The sequence below is a fragment of the Bradyrhizobium sp. CCBAU 11361 genome, from assembly GCF_028128935.1.
GTDB classification, from domain to species: Bacteria; Pseudomonadota; Alphaproteobacteria; order Rhizobiales; family Xanthobacteraceae; genus Bradyrhizobium; species Bradyrhizobium niftali.
This window is the reverse complement of sequence record NZ_LBJZ01000200.1, coordinates 429472-442100: the sequence shown is the minus strand read 5'-3', so window position 1 is coordinate 442100 and position 12629 is coordinate 429472. Positions and strand designations below refer to the sequence as shown.

Below are 12629 nucleotides of genomic sequence, written 5' to 3'. Positions count from 1 at the left end.
GCGAGATCGTGCGCAGGGTCTCATCGACAAGACCCTACCTCTCCTTCAAGGGACGCTTCTGGAGAATTCCGCAAGCCTTCGCGCGCGAAGATCTCGCCATCCGACCTTTGGATCATGACGGCCATTACGGCATCTTCTTCGCAAGCTGGCAGGTCGCATCAATCGACTTGAGCTGCGGCCAACCTGTCAGTGATGTGTCCGAACAGGTGTCAGCCATGTCTCCGGACTAAACAGAAGGGGGGCGATCCAGTATTCCAGAGACGGCGGTGATTGAACCTAGAAGCCGCGGCGTACTCGATTCCCCGCTTTCGCGGGGAATGACAGTTGAGAATGCGGCGACTTCCTCGCGTCTCGCTCGATTCTCGCCGCACGTCGCGACGATGCGCGGTTCGCTCGATTTGCCACGTCTCATCAAGCGCTTCGCACAATCCACCGCGCGTCACGCCGGACGTCGCGCTCTACTGTGCATGGGGTTGTTTTCGCAGTTTTTGTTTTGAGGCCATGGCGACCTCACGACGAACCTATCGGTTCCCGCCAAACAGCCGGTCCATCAGCCAGCCGTCGAGTCCTGCGGCGGCTTCCGGCCGCGCATTGGCGCGCGTGGGGGGCGGGCGATAGCCGCCATTGTTCGCCGGTGCGGGTCCGGGCGCGGCAGCTGTCGGAGGCGACACTTGCGATGCCGCCTGCGCGAGGTTCGACAGACCCCAGCCACCCGGCGAACTTGGTAGGTTCGCCACCTGCACGCCCTCGTGCGCGGTGCGCATGAAGCGCGACCAGACTTCCACCGGCAGGCCGCCGCCGGTGGCCTTCTTGGTCGGCGAGTTGTCGTCATTGCCGAGCCAGACGCCGGTGACGAGGTTGGCGGTGTAGCCGATGAACCAGGCGTCGCGGTAATCCTGGCTGGTGCCGGTCTTGCCGGCCGCCGGCCAGCCCGGGATCTCCGCCTTCTTGGCGGTGCCTGATATCAGCGTCTCCCGCATCATCGTGTTCATCATGCCGACATAGCGCGGGTCGATCACCTGGTTGCGCTCGTCCGCCTGGCGCATGTAGAGCAGCTTGCCACTGAGCGTCCTGATCCGCGTGACGACATGCGGCGTCACCGTGAAGCCGCCATTGGCGAACGGCGCATAGGCGCCGACCAGCTCCACGACCGAGACCTCGGACGTGCCGAGCGCGATCGAGGCGTTGGGCTCCAGCTTGGAGGAGATGCCGAGCCGGTGCGCGGTGCGCACCACGTTCTTCGGCCCGACCTCGAGGCCGAGGCGGATCGCGACCGTGTTGAGCGACATCGCCAGCGCCTGGGTCAGCGTCACCGCCCCGAAATATTCATGGGTGTAGTTCTCAGGTCTCCAGCCCTTGACCTCGATCGGCGCGTCCTGGCGCACGGTGTCGGGCGTCAGGCCCTGCTCGAGCGCGGTCAGGTACACGAATGGCTTGAACGAGGAGCCCGGCTGGCGCTTGGCGGTGACCGCGCGGTTGTACTGGCTCTCGGAATAGTTCCGCCCGCCGACCAAGGCGCGCACGGCGCCGTCGGGCGTCATCGCCACCAGCGCGCCCTGGCTGACATTGAACTTCACGCTCTTGGCCGCGAGCTCGTCGATGATGGCGGCTTCCGCCACGCCCTGCAGCTTCGGATCGATCGTGGTCTCGACCTTGATGCTCTCGTCGATCTGGCCGACGAGGTCGTCCAGCACCTCGCCGATCCAGTCGGCGACGTAATTGACCGTGCCGGCACCGACCGGCTTCACGTTGTATGAGGGATGGCCGATCGAGGCCTGCGCCTGCGCTTCGGTGATGAATTTTGCATCCGCCATCGCCGTGAGCACGATCTGCGCGCGCGCTTCCGCGCCTTCCGGGTTCCGGTTCGGCGCGAGCCGCGAGGGCGATTTGACGAGGCCGGCCAGCATCGCGGCTTCTGCGATGGTGACGTTCTTCGCCGACTTGCCGAAATAGCGCTGCGCGGCGGCCTCGACGCCGTAGGCGCCCGAGCCGAAATAGACGCGGTTGAGATAGAGCTCCAGGATCTCGTTCTTGGAATGCTTGCGCTCCAGCCAGATCGCGAGCTCCGCCTCCTGCAGCTTGCGCTGCATGGTGCGCTCCTGGGTCAGGAACAGGTTCTTCGCGAGCTGCTGCGTCAGCGTCGAGCCGCCCTGCGACACGCCGCGATGGAGCACGTTGGTGACGAGGGCGCGCAGGATGCCGACGGGATCGATGCCGAAATGCGAATAGAAGCGGCGGTCCTCGATGGCGATGAAGGCCTTGGGCAGGTACGGCGGCAGATCCTTCAGCGCGATATTGGCGCCGGCCATCTCGCCGCGCTGCGCCAGCATGCTGCCGTCGATGCCGACGATCTGGATCGTCGGCGGACGCTTGGGAATCTCCAGCGACTGGATCGGCGGCAGATGGGCGCCCACCCAGACCACGACGCCGATCACGGCGATCGCGCCCCACAGGCCCAGCACCGCGCCCCAATAGACCAGGCGCCCAAGGCTGGCGCCGATGCGCGACTTCGACCGGCGCTTGGCGCCGCTGCGGCCGGCCGATGCCTTCCGCTCGCGCGGCGGCTCGTCGGTAGAATCCTCAGTTTTGCTCTTGGCGGATGATTTCGCAGACTTCTTCGGCTTGTCCTCGCCGCCCGGGACGCGGTCGGCCGCGGTCAGGCGCAGGTCGGCGAGCGCCGCGGGCAAGCCGAACAGCGGCTCCTTCCGCCCACCCTTTTTCTTTCCCCACGCCATACGCAAAACGCCCGGTCAGTCCGCCCCGCCGCACGCTAGCGGTCGCTGTTTAAGGCCCGGTTACCCGGACGTTAACGCGCGATTAGGAGGTGCGGCATTCGCCCGCCGCAGTTCCGCTCATCGGACGGTGAAGCTAGGATCGCCGCCACAAAACAAGAGGGAACACGCGAGGGAGTACCTATGGGCCACATCGATCCGACCAAGGAGATTTTTGCGCAATTCCGGGACAACGACCGTCCGGGCCCGATCCAGATGCTCAATCTGGTGCGCTTGCGCAAAGACGCCGCCTATCCGGACGGCCGCAAGGCGAGCGGCGCGGAGGCCTATGCGGCCTATGGCCGCGAGAGCGGCCCGGTGTTCGAACGCCTCGGCGGCCGCATCGTCTGGCAGGGCAGGTTCGAGCTGATGCTGATCGGCCCGCAGGAAGAGCGCTGGGACCATTGCTTCATCGCCGAATACCCGAGCGTCGCCGCCTTCGTCGAGATGATCCGCGATCCCGTCTACCGCGAGGCGGTGAAGCACCGTCAGGCCGCCGTGGAGGATTCGCGGCTGATCCGCCACGCGGTGCTGCCGGTGGGGAAGAACTTTGGGGAGATACCGAAGTAGACGCCACAAGGCGGCGGTCCCTCTCCCCGTCATCCCCGCGCAACGGCGAAGCCGTTGTCGCTGGAGGTGCGAGACCTACGATGCGAATGCATCGTGGGGCGAGCCTCGAAGGATGCACGGCCCCGATGTCTCTACGCGACCACCAGCCGGGCCGTCGCCCTTCGAGGGCCGCTGAAGAAGCGGCCACCTCAGGGTGACGGTCATGGATGTGAGCTCGCGATCAATTCGCGCAGTGCGGCCCAAAAAAAACGGCGGCCCTCAGGCCGCCGATCGCGTTTCAGAATCAAGCAACCGCTAGCCCGCCGGGCCGTTGTCCTCGATGATCGGGCCGAACAGCTCCCAGCGCTCGCCGTTGAACTTCATCATCTGCATCTGCTTGTTGACGCGATAATCGTTCGGTCCGGTGTTGATCTTGATGCCGGGCAACGCGAAGCTCGGGGTGAAGTCCTTGATGTTGGCGACCTGCTTCATCACGTTCTCGCGCGACAGGTCGTCGCCGCACTGTTTCAGCACCTGCGTCAGCAACTCGGCGACCGAATAAGCATAGGTGTTGACCGTGTTGAGCTTGTCGCCTTCGGGGAAATACTTGTCCATGAAGGCGAAGAAGGCCTTCACGCCCGGATCGTCCTTCCACTGCGGGTCACTCGGCTCCTTGCCGTATTGGGTCGAGATGATGCCCTTGGAAATGTCGAGGCCGGCCGGCTTCAGCGTCGCCGAGATCGGACTCGCATTGATGTCGAGGATGTGCACCGGCGTCCAGCCGAGCTCGGCCACCTTCTTGATGGCCTGCGCCGCGAACTTCGGCGTCGAGGCATCGTAGAAGAGATCGGCGCCGAGCGACTTCAGCTTGACCACCTGCGAATCGACGGTCGGGTCGGTGACCTCGTAGGACACTTCGCCGACGATCATGCCGGCGGCCTTGTCGCCGAGGCCGCTCTTGAGGCCGGCGAGATAGTCGCGGCCCATGTCGTCGTTCTGGTAGAGCACGCCGATCTTGGCATTGGGGTGATTGGCGAGAATGTACTTGGCGTAGATGCGTCCCTCGGACACGTAGTTGGGATTGTAGGCGATGGTCCAGGGATAGTTCTGCGGATCGTTGAAGCGTGCGGCGCCGGTCGAGGCCAGCAGCTGCGGGATCTTCTTGCCGTTGAGATATTTTTGCACGGCGGCGTTCGCGGCCGTGCCGATGATCTGGAAGGTGAACAGCACTTCGTCGCCTTCGACGAGCTTGCGCACCTGCTCGACCGTCTTCGGCGGCGAATAGGCGTCGTCGTACTGGATCAAATTGATCTTGCGGCCGTTGATGCCGCCCTGATCATTGATCATCTTGAAGTAGGCGGCCTGGGTCTTGCCGATATTGGCATAGACGGAGTAGGCGCCGGAGAACGGCACGGTCTGGCCGATCTTGATCTCGGTGTCGCTCGCACCGGTGTCATATTTCTTCTGTGCGAGGGCTTGGCTGGCGGAGAACGCGAAGGCGAGTGCCGCCGTGGCAGTTATGAAGGCTCTGCGATTGCTCATGTTGGGTTGTTCCTCCTGACGGAATATCCGGTCGACGGTCTTTTTCCGTTGATTGCAACGGTCGCCATCGCTGCCGCGGAGTGTGGAGGAACGTTCGCCGCCGCGCAAGGATCGCGGCGCTGCGCCGTAGCGTCTCAGGCCAAGGATGTTAACCAGCAGTCCTAGGCCAGGAACAATGCCACCAGTGCGAGGGCCGCCGGCAGCGCCTGCACGATCAGGATGCGCGTGCTGACGGTCGCCGCGCCATAGGCGCCGGCCACGATCACGCAGAGCAGGAAGAATGCCTTGATCTGGAATGCGAAGGCCGGGTTGCCGTGAAGCAAGCCCCAGATCAGGCCGGCGGCGAGGAAGCCGTTATAGAGGCCCTGATTGGCAGCCATCACCTTCGTGATCGCGGCCTTCTCCGGCGTATTGCGAAAGACCTTCAAGCCCTGCGGCTTGTCCCAGAGGAACATCTCCAGGATCAGGAAGTAGGCGTGCAGTGCGGCGACCAGCGCCACCAGGATATTGGCGATCAGGATCAAGTTGAGCTCCCCCAGCGTCAGCTTTCGGGTGGACGGTAGCACGTCCGGCATGGCAATTGCGACGCCTGTTCCGAATTGATGGTGTCGCAATGGCCGGTCGATCAGCAACTCCGCCCGAGAGTTTCGGCCTCGATCGTCTGGCGACGCCGATCGGAACCGCACTGCTCGTCACCGATGCCGAGGGCGCCCTGCGCGCGCTCGACTGGGACGACTACGAGCACCGCATGCGCGAGCTGCTGCGCCTGCATTACGGCGCGGTGGATCTGAGCGAGCGCTCTGCGCCGGCAGCGATGAAGGCCGCGCTGTCGGATTACTTCGCCGGCGATCTCGGAAGGCTTTCGGCCATCGCATGGCGCATCGCCGGCACACCGTTCCAGCAAAAGGTCTGGACCGCGCTTGCCAAGATCCCCGCCGGCACCACGATGAGTTACGGCGCGCTCGCCGCAAGGATCGACATGCCCAAAGCCATTCGCGCCGTCGGCCATGCCAACGGCTCCAACCCGATCAGCGTCGTGCTGCCCTGTCATCGCCTGATCGGCGCCGACGGCTCGCTGGTGAAATACGGCGGCGGTCTGGAGCGCAAGCGCTGGCTGCTGCGCCATGAGGGGGTGGAGGTTTGAAGGCGTAGAGCGCGCAACCTCTCTCTCCTCGTCATTCCGGGGCGCCGCGCAGCGGCGAGCCCGGAATCTATCGCGCCACCGACTCCGCGGATGAATGGATTCCGGGTTCGCGCTATGCGCGCCCGGGAATGACGAGGGGAGAGAGGGGCGCGCGACCGACCTCACGCCGCCGGCTGAACCGCCTTGTCGCCGGCCATCACATGGGTCAGCGCGCTCTTGATCGCGGACTGGCGGGTCGGTGCGTTGATCTGCGCGCCGAGCAGGTCGGTGACGTAGAACACGTCGCGCGCGCGCTCGCCGAAGGTCGCGACGTGGGCGGAGGCGATGTTGAGGTTGAGCTTCGAGATCGCGGTGGTGAGCTCGTAGAGCAGGCCGGGCCGGTCGAGACCGGACACCTCGATCACGGTGTAGCGGTCGGACCACTGGTTGTTGATGGTCACTTCCGGCTCGATCACGAAGGGCCGCGCCTTGCTGCGCACGGTGCGCCGCGCCACCACCTCGGGCAGCCGCAGCTTGCCTTCGAGCACGTCCTCGATCATCTCGCCGATCCGGGTGGCGCGCCGTCCCTCGTCCTCGTCGCGGTCGTATTCCCGGGAGATCGAGATCGTGTCGAGCGCGCGGCCGTCGGTCGTGGTGTAGATCTGGGCGTCGACGATGTTGGCGCCGGCGGAGGCGCAGGCGCCCGCGATGATCGACAGCAGCCAGGGATGGTCGGCGGCGAAGATGGTCAGCTCGGTGACGCCGCGCACTTCGTCGAAGCCGACATTGATCGCGAGCTTGTGGCCGGCCTGCTCGCTGGAGCGGACGAAGCGGGCGTGGCGGATCTTGCGCGGCAGCTCGACCTTGAGCCAGTAGGCCGGGTAGTGCCGGGCGATATAGGCATCGAGCTCGTCCGCCGGCCATTCGGCGAAGGCCATGCGGAATTCGGCATGTGCGGCCACGAGGCGTTTTCCCCGATCGACCTCCGAGAAGCCGCCGGTCAGCACCGGCTCGGTCTCATAATAAAGCGAGCGCAACAGCTGCGCCTTCCAGCCGTTCCAGACGCCGGGACCGACGCCGCGGATGTCGGCGGTGGTGAGGATCGTCAGCAGCTTCATCTGCTCGACCGACTGCACCACGGCGGCGAAATTCTCGATGGTCTTGCGGTCCGACAGGTCGCGCGACTGCGCGACCGTGGACATGGTCAGATGCTCCTCGATCAGCCAGGCTACGAGCTCGGTGTCGGCCGCGCTGAAGCCGAGCCGCGGGCACAGCCGCCGCGCGACCTTGGCGCCGGCGATCGAGTGATCCTCCGGCCGGCCCTTGGCGACGTCGTGCAAGAGCGTGGCGATGTAGATCACGGAGCGGTGCTCGGGCCGGGACTTGCGCATCAGGTCGCTCGCCAGCGCGAACTCCTCGATGCCGCCCCGCTCGATGTCCTGGAGGAAGCCGATGCAGCGGATCAAATGCTCGTCGACGGTGTAGTGATGATACATGTTGAACTGCATCATCGAGACGATCTTGCCGAAGGCGCGGATGAAATGGCCGAGCACGCCGGTCTCGTTCATGCGCCGCAGCACGATCTCCGCGTTGTCGGAGGTCAGGATCTCCATGAACAGCCGGTTGGCTTCGGGGTTCTCGCGAAGCTGCGCGTTGATCAGGCCGAGCGAACGCGTCACGTCGCGCATCGCATCCGGGTGGAAGGCGAGGTTGTTCTTCTGCGCCAGGCGGAAGATGCGGATCAGGTTGACCGGATCGTGCTTGAAGACGTCGGGCGCGGCGACGTTGATGCGGTTGTTGTCGACGATGAAGTCGTCGCTGTCGGGAACGCGTCGCTTGGCCGGGGTCGGGCGCAGCCGCGCCATCATCCGGCTCAAGACCGGCGCGGGCTTGGCCTGCTGGTCCTCGAGCTTGGCGCAGAGAATGGCGGTGAGATTGCCGACTTCCTTGGCGACCAGGAAGTAGTGCTTCATGAACCGCTCGACGTCCTGCATGCCGGGATGCGAGGTGTAGCCGAGCCGGATCGCGATCTCGCGCTGGAGGTCGAAGGAGAGGCGCTCCTCGGCGCGGCCGCAGTAGAAATGCAGATTGCAGCGCACCGACCAGAGGAAATCGGCGCAGCGGCGGAAGCTGCGATATTCCTGCGCGTCGAACACGCCGCGCTCGACCAGCTCGTCGGTATCGCGGACGCGGTAGACGTATTTGGCGATCCAGAACAGCGTGTGCAGGTCGCGCAAGGCGCCCTTGCCGTCCTTGACGTTGGGTTCGACCAGGTAGCGCGACTGGCCGCCGCGGCGGTGCCGCTCCTCGCGCTCGGCGAGCTTTGCGGTGACGAATTCGGACGCGGTGCCCTGCACCACTTCCTTGTCGAAGCGTTCGACCAGCTCGTCATAGAGCGGCTGGTCGCCGGTCAGGAAGCGCGTCTCCAGGATCGCGGTGCGGATCGTCATGTCGCCGCGCGCCTGCCGGATCGATTCGTCGACCGAGCGCGTGGCGTGTCCGACCTTCAGCCCCATGTCCCAGAGGCAATAGAGGATCGCCTCGGCGACCTGCTCGCCCCAGGCCGTCTGCTTGTAGGGCAGGATGAAGAGCAGATCGATGTCCGATTCCGGTGCCATCAGGCCGCGGCCATAGCCGCCGGTCGCCACCACCGCCATGCGCTCGGCGCCGCTCGGGATCGGCGATCGGTAAAGATGGCGGGTCGCCGCCGAATAGAGGATGCGGATGATCTCGTCCTGCACATGGCACAGCCGCTCGGCGCAGCGACGGCCATGGCGGTCCTTCAGAAGGATCGCCTGTGCGGCGGCGCGCGACGCGATCAGCTCGGCCTTGAGCAGTTGCGCCATGGCGGTGCGGAACGCGTCCTCGCGTCCGTGGTGCTTTTCGGCAAGCGCATCGACCGCGGCGGTGATCCGCGCGGTGTCGAAGCGATCGTCCACCTCTTGCTTGTGCTGTGTCGCGACGCTGTCCATGCCTCACCGGATATAAGAGGTGACAGGCGCTGTCACCCGCCATTCGCTGGCAATAGTCGTTCCATGCTTGAAAAGCCCGGCAGCGGGCAAAGTTGTTCTCGGGCGACCCGCCTTCAGGGGTGGGATTTTCTCGTTGACCTCTAGATATAACTCATTGAAAAACAATGAAGTTTTTGAGGAGGCCGGGCATGACCAAGGTGACACGACGCATTCTGTTGGCGGGAGCAATGGCGCTCGCCATGACCCCCGCCGCGCGGGCGGCCGATCCGCTCAAGGAAATCCGCATCGACTGGGCGACCTACAACCCGGTGTCGCTGGTCCTGAAGCAGAAGGGGCTGCTGGAGAAGGAGTTCGCCAAGGACGGCATCACCATCACCTGGGTGCAGTCGGCCGGCTCCAACAAGGCGCTCGAATTCCTTAATGCCGGCTCGATCGATTTCGGCTCGACCGCGGGCTCGGCGGCGCTGGTGGCGAAGATGAACGGCAACCCGATCAAGTCGATCTACGTCTATTCGCGTCCCGAATGGACCGCGCTGGTCACGGGCAAGGAGTCCAGGATCGCGAGCGTTGCGGATCTCAAGGGCAAGCGCGTCGCGGTGACGCGCGGCACCGATCCGCACATCTTCCTGGTGCGCGCGCTGCTTGGTGCCGGCCTCACCGAAAAGGACATCACGCCGGTGCTGCTCCAGCACGCCGACGGCAAGACCGCGCTGATCCGCGGCGATGTCGATGCCTGGGCCGGGCTCGATCCGATGATGGCGCAGGCCGAGGTGGAGGAGGGCGCCAAGCTGTTCTATCGCAAGGCCGACGCCAACACCTGGGGCATCCTCAATGTGCGCGAGCAGTTCCTGAAGGACTATCCGGACATCGCCCGCCGCGTGCTCGCAACTTACGAAGAGGCGCGCAAATATTCGCTGGCGAACTACGACGATCTCAAGAAGACCTTCATCGCCGTGACCAAGCTTCCCGAGGCCGTCGTCGACAAGCAGCTCAAGGAACGCACCGAGCTGACGCATAGCCGCATCGGCGCGCCCCAGCGCGAGTCGATCCTCGCCGCGGGCCTGGCGTTGCAGCAGGCGGGAGTCGTCGACGCCAAGGTCGACGTGAAGGCGACGTTGGATGCGCTGATCGACGACCAGGTCCCGCTGCCGACGAATTAGTTTGGCGCGGAGAGGGCATGCGCAAGCAACATACTCAGCTGTCGTCCCGGCGAAGGCCGGGACCCATAACCACAGGGAGTGGTTTGTGGCAAAGGCGGTAACTCCGAGTCACCGTAACCACACCTCCCTGTGGTTATGGATCCCGGATCGGCGCTCCGCTTCGCTGCGCTTGTCCGGGACGACAGCCTAGAATGCCGCACGCCCTTGCATTCCCTGACCAGACGCGCTTCCTACCGGCCATGATCTCCGACGCGCCTGTCTTGCAACGATCCTCTGATACGGCCGAGAGCGCCGCCGCGCCCTCGCGCGTCGCGCGTTACGCGCGGCCGGTGCTGGGTGTGCTGTTGCCGCTTGCGCTCGCGCTCGGCTGGGAGCTCGTGGTGTGGTCTGGCTGGTCCAACGGCCGGCTGGTGCCGCCGCCCTCGCGCGTCTTTGTCACCATCGCCGATCTCGCCCGCTCCGGCGAACTCGTCCGTCACATCGCCGCGACGCTGTGGCGCGTCGGCCTCGGCTTCGCGTTCGGCGTCGTCGCGGGCACGCTGCTCGGGGCGATCTCAGGCTATTGGTCGCTGGCGCGCCGGCTGCTCGATCCGACCGTGCAGGCGCTGCGCGCGATACCCTCGCTGGCCTGGGTGCCGCTGTTCATCCTCTGGCTCGGCATCTTCGAGACCTCGAAGGTCGCGTTGATCGCGGTCGGCGTGTTCTTCCCGGTCTATCTCGGCGTCATGGGCGCGATCCTCTCGGTCGATCGCAAGATCGTCGAGGTCGGCCGCACCTTCCGCTTGTCCGGACCGGCGATGATCCGCCGCATCCTGCTGCCCGCGGTGCTGCCGGCCTATGTCGTCTCCTTGCGCGTCGGCCTCGGTCTCGGCTGGATGTTCGTGGTGGCGGCCGAATTGATCGGCGCCTCCGAAGGGCTCGGCTATCTCCTGCTCGACGGCCAGCAGCTCGGCAAGCCTGCGCAGATCCTCGCCGCGATCGTGATCTTCGCCATCCTCGGCAAGCTCACGGACTGGCTGATCGAGGTCGGGTCCGCGCCCTTCCTGCGCTGGCAGGACGCCTTCGGGCGCGCCGGGGGGGCATAACGCGATGCTGGCGCTCGACCGGGTCGGCAAGACCTATCCCAACGGCGTCGAGGCGCTGGCGCGCTTCTCCGCCGAGATCAGGCAGGGCGAGATCGTCGCCATCATCGGCGGCTCCGGCTGCGGCAAGTCCACGCTGCTGCGCGCCATCGCCGGCCTCGACCGCGCCAGCTCCGGCACGGTAACGCTCGACGACGAGGCGATCAGTTCGCCCCATGCCAAGATCGGCATCATCTTCCAGGAGCCGCGGCTTTTGCCGTGGCTCAGCGTCGCCGACAATATCGGCTTTGGCCTCGCCGATCTGCCCGCGGCCGAGCGGCGCGAGAAGGTGGCGCGCGCGCTCGAGCGCGTCGGGCTCGCCGACAAGGCACAGGCCTGGCCGCGCGAGCTCTCCGGCGGGCAGGCGCAGCGCGTCGCGATCGCCCGCGCGCTGGTGCCGCAGCCTGAGGTGCTCTTGCTCGACGAGCCGTTCTCCGCGCTCGACGCCTTCACCCGCAGGGATCTCCAGGATCATCTGCTCGACCTCTGGGCCGACACGCGCCCGACCTTGATCCTCGTCACACATGACGTCGACGAGGCCGTGGTGCTGGCAGATCGCGTGCTGGTGATGCGGCCGCGGCCAGGGCGCTTGTTCGACCAGATCGAGATCAATCTCGGGCGGCCGCGCGACCGCAATTCGCCGCTGTTCGAGAACTTCAAGCGAAGTGTGCTGACGTCACTCGACCGTTCGCTCGACCGCAGCGTGCCCGACCGTGACGCAACCCTGGGTCCCGGCCAGGCCATGTGGTGGTGACAATCTCTCCCCAAGCCGGTACATCGAGAGGCGATTTTTCCGGGAGAGAACGAAGATGGACGCTGCCCAACTGCGCCAGATGCAGGCCCCGATCAAGGAACGCTACAAGACCGATCCCAAGACCGCGCTGATCACGTTGAAGGCGAAGGGCTCGACCGACAGCGATGGCATCGCCTGCAAGGTCGAGACCGGCCGCGCCATCGCGCTTGCCGGCCTGCATCCGGCCACCGACGGCTCCGGCCTCGAACTCTGCTCCGGCGACATGCTGCTCGAGGCGCTGGTCGCCTGCGCCGGCGTCACGCTGAAATCGGTCGCGACCGCGATCGAGGTGCCGCTCAAGACCGGCAACGTCTATGCCGAGGGCGATCTCGATTTCCGCGGCACGCTCGGCGTCGACAAGGAGACGCCGGTCGGCTTCGCCGAGATCCGTCTCCGCTTCGAGGTCGACACGCCGGCGCCGCAGGACAAGCTCGATCTCCTGCTCAAGCTCACCGAGCGCTATTGCGTGGTCTACCAGACCATCAAGAACGGCCCGAAGGTGTCGGTGTCGATGCAGCGGATGTGAGTAGCGAAAGCCGCTACTCCACAGATGGTGTCGTTCCCGCGTAGGCGGGAACCCATAACCCCAGGCCGTCGT

Annotated in this window: 10 protein-coding genes and 1 pseudogene; 7 read left to right on the top strand and 4 right to left on the bottom strand. The window is 65.5% G+C overall.

Annotation, left to right across the window (positions count from 1 at the left end):
- Positions 1 to 2 precede the first annotated feature (2 nt).
- Positions 3 to 230: pseudogene (locus tag XI08_RS45550) on the top strand (IS481 family transposase); the annotation flags it as partial.
- Positions 231 to 521: 291 nt separating this feature from the next.
- Here XI08_RS45550 and XI08_RS45545 read toward each other — a convergent pair.
- Entirely contained in the window at positions 522 to 2735 is a 2214-nt protein-coding gene (locus tag XI08_RS45545; protein WP_271579445.1) for a transglycosylase domain-containing protein, read from the bottom strand.
- Positions 2736 to 2915: 180 nt separating this feature from the next.
- On the opposite strand from XI08_RS45545, the gene XI08_RS45540 reads away from it, so the two are divergent.
- Complete coding sequence (locus XI08_RS45540; protein ID WP_271579444.1) at positions 2916 to 3341, top strand: DUF1330 domain-containing protein; 426 nt, start codon at positions 2916 to 2918, stop codon at positions 3339 to 3341.
- Between the two features lie 294 nt (positions 3342 to 3635).
- On the opposite strand, the gene XI08_RS45535 is transcribed toward XI08_RS45540, so the two are convergent.
- Both XI08_RS45535 and XI08_RS45530 read right to left on the bottom strand, forming a co-directional pair.
- Complete coding sequence (locus XI08_RS45535; RefSeq protein ID WP_271579443.1) at positions 3636 to 4862, bottom strand: ABC transporter substrate-binding protein; 1227 nt, start codon at positions 4860 to 4862, stop codon at positions 3636 to 3638.
- A gap of 161 nt (positions 4863 to 5023) precedes the next feature.
- Positions 5024 to 5437 (bottom strand): DUF1304 domain-containing protein, encoded by a 414-nt coding sequence (locus XI08_RS45530; protein WP_271579442.1) that lies wholly within the window; start codon positions 5435 to 5437, stop codon positions 5024 to 5026.
- 38 nt (positions 5438 to 5475) lie between these two features.
- Between XI08_RS45530 and XI08_RS45525 the strand changes: the two genes are divergently transcribed.
- Positions 5476 to 6006: a methylated-DNA--[protein]-cysteine S-methyltransferase gene (locus XI08_RS45525; RefSeq protein ID WP_271579441.1), complete on the top strand. Its 531-nt coding sequence runs from the start codon at positions 5476 to 5478 to the stop codon at positions 6004 to 6006.
- A 161-nt stretch (positions 6007 to 6167) separates the two neighbouring features.
- Here XI08_RS45525 and XI08_RS45520 read toward each other — a convergent pair whose 3' ends face one another.
- On the bottom strand, positions 6168 to 8957 hold the full coding sequence (locus XI08_RS45520) for a [protein-PII] uridylyltransferase (protein WP_271579440.1): 2790 nt from the start codon (positions 8955 to 8957) through the stop codon (positions 6168 to 6170).
- Between the two features lie 188 nt (positions 8958 to 9145).
- On the opposite strand from XI08_RS45520, the gene XI08_RS45515 reads away from it, so the two are divergent.
- The 4 genes from XI08_RS45515 (at position 9146) to XI08_RS45500 (ending at position 12557) form a co-directional block, all read left to right on the top strand.
- Complete coding sequence (locus XI08_RS45515; protein WP_271579439.1) at positions 9146 to 10117, top strand: aliphatic sulfonate ABC transporter substrate-binding protein; 972 nt, start codon at positions 9146 to 9148, stop codon at positions 10115 to 10117.
- A gap of 239 nt (positions 10118 to 10356) precedes the next feature.
- The gene (locus XI08_RS45510) at positions 10357 to 11202 is read left to right on the top strand and encodes an ABC transporter permease (protein ID WP_271579501.1); all 846 of its coding nucleotides are present in this window, start codon (positions 10357 to 10359) and stop codon (positions 11200 to 11202) included.
- 4 nt (positions 11203 to 11206) lie between these two features.
- Positions 11207 to 11992: an ABC transporter ATP-binding protein gene (locus XI08_RS45505; protein WP_271579438.1), complete on the top strand. Its 786-nt coding sequence runs from the start codon at positions 11207 to 11209 to the stop codon at positions 11990 to 11992.
- 55 nt (positions 11993 to 12047) lie between these two features.
- Positions 12048 to 12557: an OsmC family protein gene (locus tag XI08_RS45500; protein ID WP_271579437.1), complete on the top strand. Its 510-nt coding sequence runs from the start codon at positions 12048 to 12050 to the stop codon at positions 12555 to 12557.
- Positions 12558 to 12629 lie beyond the last annotated feature (72 nt).

What these genes read in the sequence shown, in the direction of transcription:
- XI08_RS45545 (WP_271579445.1), bottom strand. Translation starts at nt 2,735, where the DNA reads ATGGCGTGGGGAAAGAAAAAGGGTGGGCGGAAGGAGCCGCTGTTCGGC.
- XI08_RS45540 (WP_271579444.1), top strand. Translation starts at nt 2,916, where the DNA reads ATGGGCCACATCGATCCGACCAAGGAGATTTTTGCGCAATTCCGGGAC.
- XI08_RS45535 (WP_271579443.1), bottom strand. Translation starts at nt 4,862, where the DNA reads ATGAGCAATCGCAGAGCCTTCATAACTGCCACGGCGGCACTCGCCTTC.
- XI08_RS45530 (WP_271579442.1), bottom strand. Translation starts at nt 5,437, where the DNA reads ATGCCGGACGTGCTACCGTCCACCCGAAAGCTGACGCTGGGGGAGCTC.
- XI08_RS45525 (WP_271579441.1), top strand. Translation starts at nt 5,476, where the DNA reads ATGGCCGGTCGATCAGCAACTCCGCCCGAGAGTTTCGGCCTCGATCGT.
- XI08_RS45520 (WP_271579440.1), bottom strand. Translation starts at nt 8,957, where the DNA reads ATGGACAGCGTCGCGACACAGCACAAGCAAGAGGTGGACGATCGCTTC.
- XI08_RS45515 (WP_271579439.1), top strand. Translation starts at nt 9,146, where the DNA reads ATGACCAAGGTGACACGACGCATTCTGTTGGCGGGAGCAATGGCGCTC.
- XI08_RS45510 (WP_271579501.1), top strand. Translation starts at nt 10,357, where the DNA reads ATGATCTCCGACGCGCCTGTCTTGCAACGATCCTCTGATACGGCCGAG.
- XI08_RS45505 (WP_271579438.1), top strand. Translation starts at nt 11,207, where the DNA reads ATGCTGGCGCTCGACCGGGTCGGCAAGACCTATCCCAACGGCGTCGAG.
- XI08_RS45500 (WP_271579437.1), top strand. Translation starts at nt 12,048, where the DNA reads ATGGACGCTGCCCAACTGCGCCAGATGCAGGCCCCGATCAAGGAACGC.